This window comes from Haloarcula terrestris, assembly GCF_031624315.1.
Classification (GTDB): Archaea; Halobacteriota; Halobacteria; order Halobacteriales; family Haloarculaceae; genus Haloarcula; species Haloarcula terrestris.
Genome location: NZ_JAMQOM010000009.1, coordinates 105190 through 123993, shown reverse-complemented (window position 1 = coordinate 123993; position 18804 = coordinate 105190). Strand labels below are relative to the sequence as shown.

Annotated in this window: 16 protein-coding genes; 10 read left to right on the top strand and 6 right to left on the bottom strand. The window is 60.5% G+C overall.

Annotated features, from left to right (window positions below):
• Positions 1-4: 4 nt before the first annotated feature.
• From NDI54_RS17380 to NDI54_RS17370, 3 genes are all read right to left on the bottom strand, one after another.
• The gene (locus NDI54_RS17380) at positions 5-916 is read right to left on the bottom strand and encodes a carbohydrate ABC transporter permease (RefSeq protein WP_310897710.1); all 912 of its coding nucleotides are present in this window, start codon (positions 914-916) and stop codon (positions 5-7) included.
• Complete coding sequence (locus NDI54_RS17375; RefSeq protein ID WP_310897709.1) at positions 909-1862, bottom strand: carbohydrate ABC transporter permease; 954 nt, start codon at positions 1860-1862, stop codon at positions 909-911. Before NDI54_RS17375 ends, NDI54_RS17380 begins: the two co-directional genes overlap by 8 nt.
• 75 nt (positions 1863-1937) lie before the next feature.
• Positions 1938-3452 carry a substrate-binding domain-containing protein gene (locus NDI54_RS17370; RefSeq protein ID WP_310897708.1) on the bottom strand — a complete coding sequence of 505 codons (1515 nt, stop codon included), beginning with the start codon at positions 3450-3452 and terminating at the stop codon, positions 1938-1940.
• A 492-nt stretch (positions 3453-3944) separates the two neighbouring features.
• Between NDI54_RS17370 and NDI54_RS17365 the strand changes: the two genes are divergently transcribed.
• Complete coding sequence (locus tag NDI54_RS17365) at positions 3945-4712, top strand: IclR family transcriptional regulator (protein ID WP_310897707.1); 768 nt, start codon at positions 3945-3947, stop codon at positions 4710-4712.
• Positions 4713-5656: 944 nt separating this feature from the next.
• Here the strand turns inward: NDI54_RS17365 and NDI54_RS17360 are convergent.
• Positions 5657-5959 carry an L-rhamnose mutarotase gene (locus tag NDI54_RS17360; protein ID WP_310897706.1) on the bottom strand — a complete coding sequence of 101 codons (303 nt, stop codon included), beginning with the start codon at positions 5957-5959 and terminating at the stop codon, positions 5657-5659.
• A gap of 76 nt (positions 5960-6035) precedes the next feature.
• Between NDI54_RS17360 and rhcC the strand changes: the two genes are divergently transcribed.
• On the top strand, positions 6036-6905 hold the full coding sequence (gene rhcC / locus NDI54_RS17355; protein WP_310897705.1) for an L-rhamnono-1,4-lactonase: 870 nt from the start codon (positions 6036-6038) through the stop codon (positions 6903-6905).
• A gap of 10 nt (positions 6906-6915) precedes the next feature.
• On the opposite strand, the gene NDI54_RS17350 is transcribed toward rhcC, so the two are convergent.
• Both NDI54_RS17350 and NDI54_RS17345 read right to left on the bottom strand, forming a co-directional pair.
• Entirely contained in the window at positions 6916-9096 is a 2181-nt protein-coding gene (locus NDI54_RS17350; protein ID WP_310897704.1) for an LUD domain-containing protein, read from the bottom strand.
• A 2-nt stretch (positions 9097-9098) separates the two neighbouring features.
• Positions 9099-9620: an LUD domain-containing protein gene (locus NDI54_RS17345; protein WP_310897703.1), complete on the bottom strand. Its 522-nt coding sequence runs from the start codon at positions 9618-9620 to the stop codon at positions 9099-9101.
• Positions 9621-9825: 205 nt separating this feature from the next.
• On the opposite strand from NDI54_RS17345, the gene NDI54_RS17340 reads away from it, so the two are divergent.
• From NDI54_RS17340 to NDI54_RS17305, 8 genes are all read left to right on the top strand, one after another.
• Positions 9826-11274 carry an ABC transporter substrate-binding protein gene (locus tag NDI54_RS17340; protein WP_310897702.1) on the top strand — a complete coding sequence of 483 codons (1449 nt, stop codon included), beginning with the start codon at positions 9826-9828 and terminating at the stop codon, positions 11272-11274.
• Between the two features lie 54 nt (positions 11275-11328).
• On the top strand, positions 11329-12255 hold the full coding sequence (locus NDI54_RS17335) for a carbohydrate ABC transporter permease (protein WP_310897701.1): 927 nt from the start codon (positions 11329-11331) through the stop codon (positions 12253-12255).
• Positions 12255-13220, top strand: a complete 966-nt coding sequence (locus tag NDI54_RS17330) for a carbohydrate ABC transporter permease (RefSeq protein ID WP_310897700.1) — start codon at positions 12255-12257, stop codon at positions 13218-13220. Before NDI54_RS17335 ends, NDI54_RS17330 begins: the two co-directional genes overlap by 1 nt.
• Positions 13221-13284: 64 nt before the next feature.
• On the top strand, positions 13285-14451 hold the full coding sequence (locus NDI54_RS17325) for an ABC transporter ATP-binding protein (protein ID WP_310897699.1): 1167 nt from the start codon (positions 13285-13287) through the stop codon (positions 14449-14451).
• 30 nt (positions 14452-14481) lie between these two features.
• A complete protein-coding gene (rhcE, locus tag NDI54_RS17320; protein WP_310897698.1) occupies positions 14482-15513 on the top strand; it encodes a 2-keto-3-deoxy-L-rhamnonate dehydrogenase in 1032 nt (343 codons plus the stop codon).
• A 127-nt stretch (positions 15514-15640) separates the two neighbouring features.
• Positions 15641-16846: an L-rhamnonate dehydratase gene (gene rhcD / locus NDI54_RS17315; RefSeq protein WP_310897697.1), complete on the top strand. Its 1206-nt coding sequence runs from the start codon at positions 15641-15643 to the stop codon at positions 16844-16846.
• Between the two features lie 2 nt (positions 16847-16848).
• Positions 16849-17880, top strand: a complete 1032-nt coding sequence (locus NDI54_RS17310; RefSeq protein ID WP_310897696.1) for an LLM class flavin-dependent oxidoreductase — start codon at positions 16849-16851, stop codon at positions 17878-17880.
• Between the two features lie 146 nt (positions 17881-18026).
• Positions 18027-18785 (top strand): IclR family transcriptional regulator, encoded by a 759-nt coding sequence (locus tag NDI54_RS17305; protein WP_310897695.1) that lies wholly within the window; start codon positions 18027-18029, stop codon positions 18783-18785.
• The last annotated feature ends 19 nt before the right edge of the window (positions 18786-18804 follow it).

Genomic DNA, 18804 nt, shown 5'->3' with positions numbered 1-18804 from the left:
GTGTTTACTCCTTGAGGCCGCCCGCGGTCAGGCCACGGACGATGTGTTCTTGTGCGATGATGACGAGCACTGCGATGGGAATGATCCCGATGAGGCTCGCGGCTGCCATCATGTTGTACATCTGTGTGTGTTGCTGCTGGAAGTTCAGTATCCCGTACACCAGGACGGCCCAGTTCTCCGGCGAGCCGTCGGTCATGATGAACGAGAAGAAGAACTCCCGGTAGACGCCGATAAACACGATAATCGCGGCGGTCACGACGCCGGGTGCCGACAGCGGCATAATGACCCGGAACAGCGCGCCGAGTCGGGTCGTCCCCTCGACCCTGGCGGCGTCCTCCAGCCCGTCGGGGATCTGGCTGTAGAACGTCGTCAGGATGAATATCGTGATCGGCAAGCTCAACATCGTGAACGGGAACACCATCCCCCACGGCGTGTTGTAGAGGTCCGGCGTCGGCGTGCCGAGGATGCTCAGCGAGCCGGTGAGGAGCTCGAACAGCGGAATCAGGAAGGCGATCCCCGGGAAATACGAGATTATCAGGAGCAACACCAGGAGCGGTCCCTTCGCCGGGAAATCGACCCGCCCGAACGCATAGCCGGCGAGGCTCCCCAGCGTGATACAGACGATGACCGTCACCGTCGCGATGAGGATGCTGTTGAAGATGTAGTGATGCAGCGGGTACTCCTGAACCACGGTCGCGAACACGCCGATGTTGAAGTTCTCGGGCACGACCCCCATCTGGTAGAGCTGGTTGTCCGGCGTCACTGCCAGGACCAGCAGCCAGTAGAACGGGAACAGCGTGATCATGATGAACGATACGAGCCCGACCCAGAAGCCCAGCCGGTAGACATCGGCCGAGTTCTGGATCGTGTACTGGACGATACGGCCGGTCAGGCCGCTGTATTCCTGTTCACTCATTTGTCGACTCCCGGAATCGGACGATGTAGATCATGATTATCACGCCGATGACGAGCGCGGTGATAAAGGCAATCGCCGACGCGGTCGCCCATCGCTGTTGCCGGAACGTCTGGACGACCAGACAGGTCAGCGTCGGCACCGTACTACACCCCGCTGACGCCTCCACGATGCCGTAGATTTTCATCGAACTGATCGTGTAGAAGATCATCCCGATGAACAGCACCGGCTTGATCTGCGGGAGTGTGATCATGCGGAACTGCTGCCATTTCGTCGCGCCCGCGACCTCGGCCACGTCGTAGAGGTTGCGGTCGATGCTCGCAATCCCGGCCATGATGATGAGCGCGATGAAGGGGATCTTTCGCCAGATATCGATGAGTATGACGATGATGGTGGAGTCCTGGCTGTTTATCAGCGGGTTGTCGCTGAACACGCCGAGGTTCGCCAGCGGCTCGACGAACGGACTCAGCGACGGCTGGAACAGCAGGAAGAACATCATTCCCTGAATGACGATCGGGATCGACCACGGAAGGATGACGATAGTGCGTGCGTACCGTCGCCCTTTGAACTCCTTGTTGAGGATGATCGCCATGCCAAGTCCCAGTAGGGTGCCGATAGCCACGCTCACGACCGTGATGAGCAGCGTTACGATGAGTGCGCTGGAAAACGGTGCCTGCAGGTCGAAAAACGGCGACGACAGGATCGCGTTCGCGTCGCCGCTAAGTATCTGGACGTAGTTTTCGAGACCGACGAACTCACCGATCGGGTGCGTGCCGGTCAGGTCGTCGTCCTGCAGCGAGAAGTACAACGTCTTGACCAGCGGATAGAACGCCAGAACCGAGAGGACGAGGAACACGGGCGAAACGAGCAGGAACCCGTATTTGGCCTCGTCCAACTGTTCGATCCTGAGAAAGATCGGTGATACTGCTTGCTGGACTTTTTGTTTCATTGTGATTGTACTAGCACAGCCCGTAGCCCGGGGACTTGTAGATTACTACGCCGGATGTCGAAGCTCGGCACACGCTTACGACTCCTGTTGTTCGATCTGTTCGACCTGTTCCTGTGCGGCCGCGACCGCTTCTTCCGGTGATTTCTGCTGATTGAGACAGGCGTGGAACTCCTGACCGATTGCGGATTTCTGCGGGTCCCAGACGGCGTTGATCGGCGGCGCGAACTGGTTCTCGGACTGGAACTGCAGCGTATCGAGATAGCGGTTCATCACGTCGACCTGCTGGGCGCGGTCGGAGGTGAACAGGCCAGGCTTTGGCGGCGTCGATCCGGTCGCCTCGAAGATGGTGAGGTAGAACTCGTCTGAGGTCATCGCTTTGATGACCTCGACGGTGGCAGCCAGCTTCTCCGTGTTGGGGTTAACCGAGAGGTGCCAGCCGCCGAGTTTGGCGTTCGTCCCGCCAGTTCCCTCGTAGGCCGCCTCCGATTCTGAGACGCTGTAGGGGTACGGCATCACACCCAGATCGTCGCCGAATTTCTCCTCGCTGCCGTAGTCGGCGATGGCGAACGACCAGTTCCGGTGCATGACCGCTTCGCCCGCGTTGAACGACTCCATCGAGGGTGACGTGTCCCAGCCGAGGGCGTTCGGTGGAGTGATGCCGCCGTCGAGACCCTCGATCGCGTACTCGTCGTCGCTGCCGTACAGGAACGTCCGGAGCTGGCGGAGCGTGTCGATAGTCTGCTGCTCGTCGATTGTCACGGGGCGGTCGCCGATCGGCCCGTTCTGGTTCGACATGTCGCCGAAGTAGTTGCCCCCGTTCGTGACCAGGTGTTCGTAGCCGCTGATGCTCCCGATGTTCCGCTGGTTCATCGCGGACGTGTAGCCGTGGTCGGTGCCCGCCTCCTCTTTGGCTGCCTTCGTGACTTCGGCGAAGTACTCCCACGTGAGCGGTTCAGTCGCCCAGTTCTCGCCCTCCGGATCGTAGCCGGCGGCTTCGACGAGATCTTTGCGGTACTGGATCGTCGGGATGTCGATAAACTGGGGAATACCGTACAGGCCGCCGTCCCAGCGCATCGAGTTGACCATCACCTGCGAGTAATCGTTTTCCAGCTCGGTCATCTTCTCGTCGCTGAGGACCCCCGAGAGATCGAGCAACCATTCGCGGGGTGCGAAAAACGGCGTGTACGAGAAGTTCGTCAGCATGAAGTCCGGCGTCGACCGGCCGGCAGAGAGGATCTGGTTGTACCGGTCCTGGAGGTCGTCGGCTCCCCAGACGGTCGTCGAGAAGTTGATGTCGATGCTCTCGGGCAGCCCTGCGTCGTAGGCGGCCTGCTGGAGCTGGTCGGAAATATTCCCGAACAGCGGGGCCGTGCTGTACTCAACGGTCACGTCTTCCCCGTTGTACTCAAGGTCCTCGGCTGTCGGTGTGTCACCACCGCTGCTGCCGTCTCCACTACCGTCTCCGGTGCCCGAACAGCCGGCAAGTCCGAGGGCGACGCCGGTCGCGCCCATCGACGCGACGAACTGTCGGCGTGAAAGCGCACTGGCAGCTTTTCGGCTGTTCGTGGTTTTACCGCTATTGCGTACCATACTCGCCATATCATACTCTCCCTATATAAAATTATTGTTAACGTAGATTTCTACACGCCGGTGAGTGCTACGTAGAGCCTTTCGGCTCATGGATTCGGCTACGCGCTATGTATTCACACCCGAAAGTATAAGAAATAATAGTTTGACACGTGATCCGCTGTGGTAACATAGCATGAGGTACCACGAGTCACGACAGTACATCATAGGACGACGGCGAATCGACTTGACTGATGGCACGCTCCCGCGTCGCGGCAAGCGATGAGACGTTCAAAGACGGCGGAATCGGCGTTCGAAGTACCGGCGTCCTCGACAACGTACGCATCCTCTGAGACGACCCCACTCCACCGTATTTTAGCGTTGCGGGCGGCGCGGATGCGAACGAGCAGACCAGGCCAACTCGGATAACCGAGAGTTGGGCAGTTCCAGTATTACTGGATCTAGATTTGGCAAAGCTGGAATAGATTTATCACTGTCGACGTGTTCGTGTCATCTATGGTTGACCAGCAGAACGCTAACGCTGTCAAGACAGCACAGACGACGTTTGAGATTCTGGAGGAACTGAAGAACCGAAACGAAGCGACGTTAGCGGAGTTGACACAGGCGTTCGACTTGTCGAAGAGCAGCATCCACAACTACCTCACGACGCTTGAGGCGGACGGATACGTCGTCAAGGAGGGCGGCCGGTACAAGGTCGGCCTCCGACTACTCGATCTCGGCGGCCACGCGCGCCATCATGAACGGATATACGACATCGCGAAAGACGAGGTGGCGGCGTTGGCCGAGGAAACGGGCGAGCTGGCGAACCTCATGGTCGAACAGAAGGGGAAAGGGGTGTACCTCTACCGATCCCACGGCGCGGACGCAGTCAAGACAGATTCCTACACCGGACAGCGCGTGTACCTCCACAACACCGGCCTCGGGAACGCCATCCTCGCGCATCTCCCCCGCGAGCGGGTCACCGAAATTCTAGACACTCACGGAATGCCTGCGACCACGGAAAACACGATCACCGACCGGGAGGAGTTATTCTCTCATCTCGAACAGGTTCGGGAAGCCGGGATCGCCTTCGACGATGAAGCCCGTGTCGAGGGGCTCCGTTGTGTTGCGGTGCCGATCGTCAACAACAACAACACCGTCGAGGGAGCCATAAGCGTCTCCGGCCCGACGAGCAGATTCCAGGACGAGCGGTTCCGAGAGGAACTACCTGCCAAACTCAAAAGCGCAGCGAACGTCATCGAACTGAATATCACGTACACGTGAACGGTCCACGGAGCAATATCAAGCATTCCTACTAGTCGGTTCAGAAATACAATACTTAAGTCCAGTTTGAAAGAATGAATTAGTCATCAATCGAGAATTTCCACTAATTATGCGAGGCTCTCCGGAATATATTTGCTAGTGTTCTACAATATGGAACAAAATTCAGAATAACTGCTGCCGAGTCGGTACATACTGAAGGCTTCCGAGGTGATACAGACAGCTACGGCTCTAGATAATAGATGTACACGTGTTATATAAAATCGAGATGAGCAGGCCCCAGAGTACCGGGTTCAGGCTTGAAACCGCTCGAGTGACACACAAAATGAGAGCATGGGTGGTGTTGCGGAACCGAGCAAGGACAGTGTATCACAGGCGTACATGCGTTATTCTGTTTAGGGTTTCCCGAGTCGTCACCGTTGTTGCCCGAATGCATGAGTTATTATCCGATAATATCGGAAGGTTTTGACTAGATGTTTCAGGCAGCATCCAGAAAGCAGTTCGGTCTCTGCTATCGTTGTATGCGGACTTCGGATGAAGCCTCAGGCTATCTCCCCACACGAATCACGAGAACTACTACCACCCCAGTTTGCGCGAACCGGACATTCGACCGGTGTACCCCCGTATTTATTGTCGATACTCTGTCCCGTCATTCACTTTTTCCGGTACTAGCGGACACGCTGTTCGCACACAGGGCCACCAGGATAGGTATGTCCAATATATCGAGTGTTTCAACCGATAACTCGATGAAATCAGTACGCGGATGCCATCGGAGCGGTACCTGGCCGACGGTTCGACATCGATTTGGAGATTTCGAGTGGTATCGTTCCGGTAATACCGGAGAAAGTATGGAACTGAGTAGCACGCCAGTTCGGGAGGAGATCGTGCTGGAAAAGTAGGTACTGTTCATCACTCACGAACACTCGGAACGTGACGCCCCGTAGCAGTCACACCATCCGATACACTTCGTCCATCCACTGGTCCTCCGAGTCGAGGAGAATCGGGTCCATCACCTCACCCCACTCCGCCTGTGCATCGCTGTTTGCCATGACTTCCTTGATCCTCTCGGGGTCTTCGACCACCATGAACCCGAACACGTGGCCGTCTTTCTCGAACACGCTATAGGTCTCGATGCCGGCCCCCGAATCGAGATACGCTGATTCGAGCGCGTCCGGTACGTCTTCGTGTTCCTCGCGGTATGCCTCCCGCTGACCGTCTTTGATCTGAAGGTGAAACGCGATGCGTTCCATGTGTTCGCGTTCGGTAGCCCCTGTGATAGTTCTTCCCCGGGCAAGACTTAGGGTCGTCACCGACGACACACCAGATATGTTCGATACGCATACGCACGCGTGGGGCGCTGCGACCGAAGAACATCCGTGGGTGAACGGTCCGATACTGGACCTCGTCGATTCCTTCGACGTACATACCGTGTATACGGCTGACCGGCTCCTGGCAGATATGGACCGCAACGGGATCGACGACGCCGTCGTCGTCGGCTACCCGATCTGCGATTGGACGGACAACTGGTACACACGGCAGGTCGCAGCCGAACACGACCGACTGCACGGCATCGTAATGCTTGATCTCTTCGCCGACGATGCGGCGACCCAACTGCGCGAGTGCATGCAGACCGAGGGTGTGCTCGGGTTCCGACTGGGTGCTGCGTGCCCGTACGACCGGATGTGGGAGACGTTCGATCCGGGCGTCTCCTGGCTCCGCGATGCGATTGCGGAGACCGAGTTCTGGGAGACAGCCGTCGAACTGGATGCGACGGTCCAGTTACTCTGTGACCATAGCCAACTCGACCAGGCGCTGGAGCTGGTCGAGACGTACCCTGAACTGACGTATCTGTTCGACCACTTCGCCCACGCGGACCCGGAGACGCCGACCGACAGCGGGACGTTCGCGCAGTTTGCCGAACTCGCCGAGTACGAGACAGTCGCGGTGAAGGTGTCCGAAATTCCGCACATGTCCGACTCGGTGTTCCCCTACGCGGACATGCACGACCACGTCCGCTGGTATCTGGACACGTTCGGCCGGGAGCGGGTCATCTGGGGCTCGGACTATCCGAACGTCAGCGACGTGGCGAGCTACGCCGAAGCGCGGAACTGGCTCCGGGAGGTGGATTCGGTCTCAAAACAGGACCGAAAGTGGATAACGGACCGGGCGTTCCGGCAGCATGTCGGTATCGAGTAAAGCCGACGGCTTACGTCGCCAGTAGCTCGATGGGGTGGCGCGGCTGTCGTTCCAGCAGGGCGTCGATCTGTTCGAGACAGGAAGTGCCGCTGGCGACCACGGGCCGCTCCTGGACGCCATCATCGCGTAGTTGCGTCCGGAGCCTGTCGCCGACATCCATGCTCAGTTCGTAGTAGTCGGATTTGTACCCGAAGCTCCCGGCCATACCGCAACACTCCACGTCGGACGTGACTACGTCGTAGCCACAGTCTTCGAGAACGGCGACGGTATGGGCTTCGAGTCCAAGCGTCCGCTGTTGACAGTGGCTGTGGTACGCGATTTCAGCGCCTTCAACCGTCGACAGTGAGTCGACAGACGCCCCGTTGTCGAGCAGTCCGAAGACGTATTCGAACACCTCGTAGCTGTGCTCCGCGATATCGGTAAACGCCGCCTCGTCGATGAGCCGCTCGTACTCGCGCGTGAACATCGCGTGATCGCTCGGTTCGATGACGACCACGTCGCGGCCGTCCTCGATGTGGGGAACAAGCGCCTCCGTGACCCGTTCGGCGTGGTCGGTCGCCGTCGCGACCATTCCCTGGGACAGCGGCGCGCGACCGCTGGACGGCGTCGGGGGAACAACCACGTCGACGCCCAGCGATTCGAGGACTTTGACGGCGGCTTTGCCGCGGTCGACCTGCACGTGGTTCGTGTACAGGTCCGGGTAGAGGACCGCCCGGCGCTCGGGGTCGTCTACCTGTGAGTCACGGGACGCGGCCCAGTCAACGAGCGTTTCCCGCTCAAACGTCGGGAGGTCTCGCCGGGGGTCGATGCCCAGGATTCGGTCCATCGCCCGCCGGGAGAGCGTCGTCTCGGCCAGCCAGTTCGACACCGGCGCGGTCGCGCTACCGAGCTTTGCGACGGTCTCGAAGTTGCCGAAGAAGCGCTTTTGCAGGGGCGCGCCGTCGTCCTCCTCGTCGGGTGTGAGTCCGTCGACGAGCCACTCGCCGGGAGCGTCCTTATCGCGGTTTATTCGGTCCCGGACGACGGTGTTGATCCAGGGGATGTCGATGCCGACTGGGCAGGCGTTCACACAGCGCGTACACCCGGTACAGAGGTCGTTGAACTCCTCGGCCACGTCGAGCCCTTCGATGCCGGCTTCCCAGCCCGTCGCAATGCCACCCGAGTATGTCTCCCCGCCAAAGGCGTGACCGCCGACGCTCTGGAAGTTCGCACAGGAGTTCGAACAGGCCGAGCAGCGGATGCAGTACAGCGTCTCCCGGAGGTCTTCGTCGTCGCGCATGTCCAGCCGACCGTTGTCGATTAGCACGAGGTGGAAATCACGATCAGCGTCGAATTCCGACAGCGGCGTTTCGTCGTCGGTGAAATCGACGACCGGCGTGTCCACCGGCGGGGTCAACAGCGAGACGTACGATGTGATGTCCTGTCCGGTCCCCGACCGACCGATCAGTTCGATGAACGGGTGGAGATCCCCAACCGTCGGAATGACCTTCTCGACACCGGCGACGGCGACGTGCGTGTCCGTCGCCGCCACCGTCTTGCGGGCGTTGCCCTCGCTGGTGACCAGCGCCATCGTCCCGGTGTCGGCCGTGATGAAGTTCGCACCGGTGATGCCGACCTCCGCGTCGATGATCTGCTCGCCCAGCTTCTCGCGGGCGAAGCGGGTCAGCTCCTCAGCGGTCTCCAGTGGCTCGTCGGGGTCGAACTGTTCGTTGAACAGCGCTGCGATGCTCTCGCGGGACTTGTGGATCGCAGGAGCGACGATGTGGGAGGGCGCTTCGTCGGCGACCTGCAACACCCACTCACCCAGGTCCGTTTCGACCACATCAACGCCGTCGGCTTCGAGCGCGTCGTTAACCTCGATCTCCTCGCTCGTCATCGACTTGCTCTTGACGACCCGGTCAGCAGCCCGCTCGTCGACAACGTCGCGGATATACTCGTTCGCGTCGGCGGCGTCGTCGGCGATGTATACTGTCCCGCCGTTCGCTTCGACGGTCTCGGTCAGCTGGTCGAGGAGGTTCGGGAGATCGGCAATAGCGTCCTCCTTGATACTGCGGGCCGCCTGCTTGAGATCTTCGTAGTCCTCCAGATCCGCGACGGAGTCGTACCGGCCGGCGTTGAACCCCTGTGTGTTCTCCGCGATGGCCGCGCCCTCGGTCCGCATCAGTTCGCGGAGTTCGTCTGCGGTCGCCATCGTCAGGCACCCTCCTCGACGACGATGACGTGGACCTCCTTCGGCCCGTGTGCACCTTTAACGAGTGCTCCCATGTCGGCCGTCGCGCTCGGCCCAGTAGCGATAATGGCACTCCCGCCAGTATTGTTGAACTGTCCGTCCAGTTTTGCTATTGCCGCATCCATATCGGGCTGGATGTCTGCCTCGTAGATAATGGCAACATGGCGCTCGACGAACAGACTCACGAGCTCGCTGGCCTGCTCCGTCATCGTCAGGACGAGTGACCCGTAATCACCCACGCCGAGTGCAGCGCTGGTGACGCCGGTAGTTGCCTCCCGGAGCGCGACCGGCGTCGGATCGACTGTTACCGGCATCTCCGCGAGCGAAAAGGTCTCGTTCCCGACTGTCTCATCCAGCGCCACCCCGACTGCGGGCTCTGTGATCGCTTCCTCGACCGCGGCCGCGAGTTCGGATTCTCCTGTGCGAGTGATTGTCACACCCAAGTCAGCAAGAGATGTCTCGAACGCCGAGCGTGTGTTTGCCATTGGTACTCTAACGGTTAGTCTACACCGTCATTTAGTTTGTGTCTGAATCGCACGATACCGCCTACTGGCTTCCCGATTCTATCGTTGTCGTATCGGCGACTGTCGACGCGCGGAGGCTCTGTTATAGCTAGTTAGTCGCTCGACAACTGAGAGAAATTCCCGGTACATTTATTATATAGGACTGTCCTTTTTGCAATAGTGGATCATGACAGATAGCAATACCTCACACGGACTCGACAGGCGGCAGTATCTGACAGGGATCAGCGCGGCGATTGCCGCTGGCTTCGCTGGTTGTAGCGGCGGTGGGGACGGCGGTGACGGAGATAGCGGAACAGGGAACGGGAGCGATGGCGGCTCCGGTGCTCAGGACCTTGACTTCTGGCTGTTCGGTGGCATCCCGGCGGAGCGAGAGTACATCAGCGGGCACTACGACAGCTACGGCGAGCACAACGTGAACTATCAACACCAGGAATGGGGCCAGAAATACCAGATCATCGCCTCCGCGGCCGCGAACGACAACCTCCCGGACGTGATGGCGGGGCAGTGCCAGCAGATCCCCGATTACGTCGGCGCGCGGGCGATTCAGCCCCTCGACCAGGAGGAGTTTCAGGACCAGCTCGAAGAGATTAACAGCCACTTCATTCAGGCCAACATCGACACGGTGGTCTACGAGGGGCTCGGTGATACCAGCGGTGAGCGCCAGTGGGGGCTTCCCGGCGGCTACGCCGACCTCGGGCCGTTTATCGACATCCGGACGGACTACCTCGAACAGACAAGCTTCGACCAGCCGCCACGGAACTGGCCCGAACTGATACAACTGGGCGAGGAGATGCAGGAGATCGACGAGGTCTCTGCCGCCATCACCGCACCCGGAACCGACTTCGGGCTAACGACCGGCTACTTCATCGGGTTCGTGTACGCGAACGGCGGCCGGTACTTCGATCCCGAGTCGATGGAGGCGACGGTCGACCAGCCGGGCTTCGTCGACGCGGTGAAGCTCTACCAGGACATCGCCGAGGCCGGCCTGTTCCCGGACTCGATGGCGGAGAACAACCACATCGACGCCGGTCGGCTCCTCCGAGAGGGAGAGTCGGGCATTTTCATCACGTACTCGCACGCGAACGCGGTGTACCAGACGACCGGTGCGCCACAGGAGTGGCTCGACGGCGAGGGCCACACCGTCACCCGCGCCCCGCTGCCGGAGAACCCGTCGGGCGACTTCCAGCCACGGGACCTCCTGTTGCAGAACGCACAGGGGTTCATGCTCGGCAACGGAACCGAGAGCGACGCGGAGCGACAGGCCGCCTTCGACTACACGGGCTGGTGGAACCAGCCAGAGCAGTTGGCTCCCTGGACCTACGCGTCCGAGTCGGACGTGGGCATCCGCGGTCGGGTCCCGACACTCGAAAGCGCGTTCGAAGAGCCCAGCGACCTGTTCATGAGCCAGTTCGGCGACCTCGTCACGCTGTACGAGAACGACGATCTGTTCACGCGGACCTCACGGTTCCCCTCCTTTTCCGGCATCGCCTCTATTCAGAGCGTCATCAATACGCAGGTCATCCAGCCGGTTGTCCTCGGGAACGCGACCGCCGAGGAGGCCTGTCGCAACGCCAACTCCCAGGTGCAGGAAGTCGTCGACGAACAGATCGCCTGAGAGAGGGATGCCAGTGCCCGAGACTACACCATCCGGCGGACGCGCCCCACATCTATGAGTTACGCAGACCAAGCCCAATCGTCGTACCGCAACGTGACCAGATACATCCCCGAGAATCTGCGGGTGTATCTCCCCATCCTGCCCGTGATGGCACTTGTCGGGCTGTTCATCCTCTACCCCATCGCACAGGCCATCTATTCGAGTTTCTTCACCAAAAGCCTCCTCGCGCCCAGCGAAGCCGAGTTCGTGGGCATGGCGAACTACGTCGAGATCTGGACGGACCCGGACATCCACCAGGTGCTCTGGAACACGTTCGTCTGGGTGACTGTCGGCAGTCTGGCCGCTATCGTCCTCGGGTTCCTGATGGGCTGGCTCCTCGACGAAAAGCTTCCCTACACGAGCGTCGCCAGCGCTATCGTCCTGATTCCGTGGGTCCTTCCGCGGGTCGTCGGGGCCTCGATCTGGCAGTTCATGTTCGGCGGGTCCCAGGGCATCGTCAACGAACTCCTCGTCCAGATGGGTGTCATCGATGAGTACATCGTCATGCTCGGCGCGACCGAGTACTCCCTGTGGCCGCCGATTGTCGGGATGATCTGGCGACTCGCACCGCTGTTTGCCCTGCTGACGCTCACGTCGCTGCAGGGCATCGACGAACACCTCTACGAGGCCGCGCGGATGGACGGGGCGACACCCTGGGAGCAGTTCCGCTACATCACCATCCCGATGATGAAGTACAACCTCGCCATCGGCTTCCTCCTGATGCTCATCTACAACATCCGGAACTTCTCGATGGTCTGGGTGATGACCAAGGGTGGCCCCGGCGTCTCAAGCAGCACACTACCGGTGATGATTTACCGGGCGGCGTTCATCGACTTCGAGGTCGGATTCGCCTCAGCCCTGTCGGTGTTGCTGTTCGTCGTGTTGCTCGTGTTCTCCTACTACTACGTGAAGTTCTACGACAAAGTCCGAGGTGACATATAATGGCGACAGACAACACAGACCCGACGGCGGAGTATCGAAAGAACCAGTCGTGGCTCTACGACTCGAAGACAGGCGGGTACGTCAGGAAGACGGCGATCGGGCTGCTGACGCTCGTCATCAGCGTGTTCGTCCTGTTCCCGCTGTACTGGATGGTCGTTACAGCGTTCAAGACGACGGCCGAGATACAGCAGATCCCGCCGACGGTGTTTCCGGTGAACCCGTCACTTGAGGGGTTCAGGCTCGTCATCGAGTCCTCCATCCAGGCCGGCGGCTACACCGGGCTGGTGAACGACCTGTTCGGGGTTACGGTCAGTTCTGCCATCGACATCAATCTGCTCGGCCTTATCGTCAACAGTCTGAAAGTCGCTGTGGGCGCGGGGCTCATCGCCGTCGTCCTTGGAACCGGGGCGTCGTACGTGCTCTCGCGGCGCGATTTCCGGGGCAAGAATCTGCTGATGTCGCTCCTGCTCGCGTCGCTGATGTTCCCCGGGACCGCCATCATGGTCCCAGAGTGGGAGCTCATCTCGACGCTTGGCCTGTTCAACACCCACCTCGCGCTCATCCTCATCTACGGTGCGATGACCGCGCCGTTCGTCGTCTGGCTGATGAAGGGCTTCTTTGACGACTTCCCGGACTCGATCATCGAGGCCTCGCAGATCGACCAGTGTACCCCATTCGAGACGTTCTGGTACGTGCTGGTCCCGATGGCGCGGAACTCGCTCATCGCGTCGTTCATCTTCGCGTTCCTGCTTGCCTGGAACGAACTGGTGTTCGCGCTCACCCTGCTCGACAGCTCGAAGTTCACCGTCCCCCCCGGCCTGCTCACGTTCGTCCAGGGGTTCAACACGCAGTGGAACGTCGTCGCTGCGGCGTCGATTATCATCTCGATCCCAGTGCTGGCCGGCCTGGCCTACATCCAGCGGTACTTCGTGCAGGGACTGACTGGCGGCGCAATCAAGGGGTAATTCCCCGCAATTCTCGTTCTGACAGGGGCTACCTTTATGATGCGGTGGACGGTAGCTGTTTGCAATGACACACCTCGAACTTGATAGTGTCAAAAAAGTGTTCGGAGACCCGGAGAAAGAGGGGGTCGTTGCGGTCAACGACCTGGACATCGACGTGCCGGATGGCGACTTCCTCGTTCTGCTTGGCCCCAGCGGGTGCGGAAAGACGACGACGCTCCGGATGATCGGCGGGCTTGAAGACCCGACGGAAGGCGAAGTCCGGTTCGACGGGACCGTTGTCAACGACGTTAAGGCGCGGAACCGCGACGTGGCGATGGTGTTCCAGGACTTCGCGCTGTACCCGCACATGACCGTTCGGGAGAATCTCGGGTTCGGTCTCCGTCGGGAGAACAACGGCATGACCGACGCGGATATCAAGGAGCGCGTCACTGAAGTGGCGGAGATGCTCGAAATCGAAGAGCTGCTGAACAACAAGCCGGCCCAACTGTCGGGCGGCCAGAAACAGCGTGTCGCGCTCGGCCGGGCGATTATTCGGGAACCGCGGCTGTTCCTCTTCGACGAACCGCTGGCCAACCTCGACGCGAAACTCCGAAAGACGATGCGGACGGAGATCGACGAACTCCAGTCGGAGGTCGGCATCACGTCGGCGTACGTCACGCACAACCAGGAGGAGGCGATGACTATCGCGGACAAGATCGCGGTCCTCAACGACGGGGAGCTCCAGCAACTCGGGACGCCCGACCAGGTGTTCAACGAGCCGACGAACCTGTTCGTCGCGCAGTTCGTCGGCAGCCCGGATATGAACCTGTTCGAGGGCGCGCTCAGCGAACGGGGTGACTCGTACCGTATCGAGATGGACGCCGCGTCCTTCGACATCCCGAAGCGACTCGTCGATTCAGAGATCGATAGCGATGACGTGCTCGTCGGCTTCCGTCCACAGGACCTCTATCAGGCACGCACCCGAGCGACGAACGGTCCCGAGCTTGATACTCAGGTTCGCGTGGTCGAACCGGTCGGGACCGAAGCGGTCGTCCACGGCACGTCGGCCCTCGGCGATCTGACCGCGAAAATCGGCCGTTTCCATGACCTCGAACCGGAAGACCAGATGGAACTAACTATCGCACCGGAACACGTCTATTTATTTGATCCGACCACTGAGTCATTGCTGAAAGGTCGCCTCGTCACCGAGCGAGCGGAGGGCGGGGCGTCGGCCGACAGCGTCGAAGCGTAACCAGCAAACTTAGCGACACCACCACCAATCATGAAAGCAATCGTTCAAACCGGCCCACGGGAAGTCGAGACACAGGACAGAGAGAAACCGACAGTAGAACCCGACGAGGTACTCGTCAAGGTCCACACGGCAGGACTGTGTGGGAGCGATGCACACGCCTACAAGTACGATGGCGGGTATGAGTGGATCCCGATTCCACGGATTATGGGCCACGAGTACTCCGGCGAGGTCGTCGAAGTCGGCGACGCCGTGGAGGGATTCGCGGCGGGCGACAAAGTCATCGAGGAACCGATACACGACTGTGGGCACTGTTTTCAGTGCAAGAACGGCCAGCCCAACGTCTGCCAGAACTTCTCAATTACGGGAATGCACCGCGACGGCGCGTACGCGGAGTACGTCACGGTCGCACCGGAACACCTCCATGCGGTCCCCGAGAGTGTTCCGTTACGGCAAGCGGCCGTCACGGAGCCGATAAGCATCGCCACGCGGGCAGTCCTCGAACAGTCAGTGACGACGCCCGGCGACAACGTGCTGGTCGAAGGCCCCGGTCCGATCGGGGTTCTGGTCGCCGCCGTCGCTGATTCGCTGGGTGCGAACGTCCTCGTGTCCGGCCTCGACCAGGACGCGGTGTATCGGCTCCCGCTCCTCAACGACCTCGGTATCGAAACGGTGAACGCTCAGTCCGATGATCTCGAAGCCCTGGCCGAAACCCAGACGGACGGTATCGGATTCGATGTCGTATTCGACTCGACCGGACACCACACCGGCATCGGCACGGCGGTCGACCACATCCGGAAGGGCGGACAGGTCGTCATGGTCGGGATTCCAAACGACACCAGCGAAGTCGCGTTCACGTCAGCCGTCCGCGGCGAAGTCGATGTCAACACCTCCTACGGCTCGACATGGACGAACTTCGAACAGGCGCTTCGGCTGCTAGAGCGGGGCGAAATCGCCGTCGACGAAATACTGGATACGTCCTACAGCATGGACGACCCGACGGCGGCATTCGAGGCGTTTCTCGCGTCCGAAACGTGCAAACCAGTCTTCCAGTTCAGCAACTGATCGCTTCGCCCACGCGCGGCCGCGGTCGACTACTGGCGAGACTCCTATCCACCTTAGAGACGGCGTGAGGCGGTGACAGAAAAGGTTTTACTGCTGCCGGGAACACGTCTACGTACGCGACTGACCTATGGAAATCACAGACATTTCAGCGACGAAAGTCAGCAACGAGTCGTGGGGCGAGTTCATCGAGTTCCCCCTCGTCACGATCATGTCGAAGTACGACGAGTACCGCAACGTCGACGGCGAGAACCCGCAGGCCCGACGGAAGTGGATGGGGCCGGTCGGCGACGTGGTCGTCGAAGTAGAGACGGACGCCGGCATCACCGGCGTCGGCGTCGGCAACTGGGGAACCGGGGCCATCGCCACCGTCGTCGAGGAGACGCTCTCGAAGATCGTCGTCGGTGAGGACCCGATCCGACGCGAGCACCTCTGGGAGCAGATGTACCGCGCGACACTCCCCTTCGGGCGAAAAGGCGTCGCCGTTATGGCAATCAGTGCCGTCGATCAGGCGCTGTGGGACATCGCCGGGAAAGAAGCCGGGAAACCGGTATACGAACTGCTCGGCGGTCCCACTACCGACGAGATCCCCGCCTACGCGTCGAATCTCCACCCCGTCGACATGGAGAAGCTAGAGCGCGAGGCCCAAGAGTACGCCGAGGCGGGCTTCGACGCGATGAAACTGCGGTTCCTCCACGGCCCCGAGGACGGTCGTTCCGGCATGGAGAAAAACGAGGAAATCGTCAAGACCGTCCGAGACGCCGTCGGTCACGAAATCGACATCGCGGGCGACGCCTACATGGGCTGGTCGGTCAAGTACGCGAAGAAGATGACCCAGCGCCTGGCGAAATACGACATGGCGTGGGTCGAGGAGCCGGTCATCGCCGACGACATCGACGGCTACGCCGAGGTCCGCGAGGCCGCCCCGATGCCGATCTCCGGCGGCGAACACGAGTTCACGCGCTGGGGCCATGAGGACCTGCTCGAACGCGATGCCGTCGACATCCTCCAGCCCGACGTAGGCCGCGTCGGCGGTATCACGGAACTGCAGAAGGTCGCGGACATGGCGGAAGTTCACGACGTGCCGGTCATCCCCCACGCCGGAACGAACCCCACGCTCCACGCCATCGCGGGGCACACGAACATGCCGATGGCGGAGTACTTCCCGACGCCCGAGTGGTTCCAGGAACAGCAAGAAGAGCAGGAGTCGACCTACGCCGACGCCATTTTCGAGAACCCGCCCTCGCCCGAGAACGGCTCGATTCCGCTGCCTGACGAGCCCGGCATCAGCACGCAACTGAACCACGAGGCGCTGGAACACTTCGCCGTGGAGTGACAATGACGGACATCAAATTCGAGTACAACGTGCCGGTGTTCGCGGGCGCACCCGATGCCGGCGACGACGAACCCGTCCACCGAGACACGCCGGAGTACGAGGCGCTGGACTGGGAGACAACCAAGGCGGGCGTCCTGCTGGCCGAGGAACTCGGCTTCGACGCCGCCTGGGCACCCGATCACCTGATGCTCGGTCGGGACCGCGCCGAGTATGAGTGCTGGACGCTGCTGTCGGCGATGGCCGGGTTCACCGACGACATCAACATCGGCTCGCTGGTGCTGTGTAACGACTACCGGAACCCGGCGCTGGTCGCGAAGATGGCCGCGACGCTGGATGTCATCTCTGAGGGCCGTCTCGAACTCGGCCTCGGTGCCGGCTGGCACGAACCGGAGTACGAGGCCTACGACTGGGAGTACCGCGACGGGTTCGAGCGGCTGATGCGACTCGATGAGTCCATCCGACTCATCAAGCGGATGTGGGACGCCGGCGGCGACGGCGCGAGTTTCGACGGCGACCACTACCAGATCACTGACGCACCGTGTGCGCCCACGCCCGTTCAGGACCCCCATCCGGAGATTCTGGTCGGCGGTCAGGGTGAGCAGGTGACGCTCAAACTCGTCGCCAAACACGCCGACGTGTGGAACACGGACGTGTTCAACGGCGATGTCGAGACGCTCAAACACAAGACCGGTGTCATCGAAGACCACTGCGAGACTGTCGGCCGGGACTCCGACGAGATAGAGTACTCCTGGGACGGCCACATCATCTGTACGCGGGACGAGGAGAAGTTCGACCGGCTCGTCGACCTGATGACGCCCATCCAGTTCGAGGAGGAGTACCAGGACCAGGCACCGATTGAAACCGAAGCGGACGCCCGCGAGTACTTCATCATGGGAACGCCCGAGGAGTGTGCGGAAGCAATCGAACGCCGAATCGAAGCCGGCGTGACCAAGTTCCAGTGTTGGTTCATCGACTTCCCCGACACGAGCGGGATGGAACTGTTCGCCGACGAAGTCATGCCGCAGTTCCAGTAATACTGAACGAACTTCTTAGCTTGTTTCAGCGGCCGTTCAATTTTTGTGTTATCCATTCGATAGTAGCTAGTGCCCTCGTGGTTGCTTCCGAGGTTTTCCGATAATACCGGAAAGGTTTATCTCAGAGCGCCCACACTGTACGTTATATGAGCACCACAGTGCCGGTCAAGGCGGCGAAGATCTCCCTCGAAATCGTCGAGATACTGCGGGAGCGAAACGGCGCTGGCGTGTCCGAGATCGCTCGGGCAGTGGACAAGCCGACTAGCACCGTCCACGATCACCTGCAGACGCTTGAGCAGGAGGAGTACCTCGTTAAGGAAGGGACCCAGTATCACGTCAGTACTCGGTTCCTCCAGTTGGGAAACCAGGCCCGGTCGCGCAAGAAAGTGTACGAGATCGCTCGTCCGGAGGTCGACGAGTTGGCCGAAAAGACCGGCGAACACGCGAACCTGATGATCGAAGAACACGGCCTCGGGGTGTTTCTGTACAAGGCTCGCGGGCCTGATGCCGTCCAACTGGATACCCACGCCGGGATGCGCGTCCCGCTGCAGACGACCGCGCTCGGAAAGACAATCATGGCGTTCCGTCCACGCTCGGAAGTCGAGTCGTATCTTGACAGACACGGCCTGCCGGAGATAACGGAACAGAGTATCACTGACAGGGAAGAGCTGTTCGAAACGCTCAATCAAGTTCGGGAGCGCGGCTACGCGTACGACGACGAAGAGCGGGTCAAAGGAATGCGCTGTCTCGCAGCACCGATTACGGACCAGGACGACCGGGCGATCGCCGCCGTCAGCGTCTCCGGTCCGAAGAGCCGAATGCAAGGAGATCGGTTCTCCAACGAGGTCCCGGAACAGATCCTCCGCAGTGCGAACGTCATCGAGGTGAACCTGACGTACTCGTGACGCCCAAGCACAACAGTTA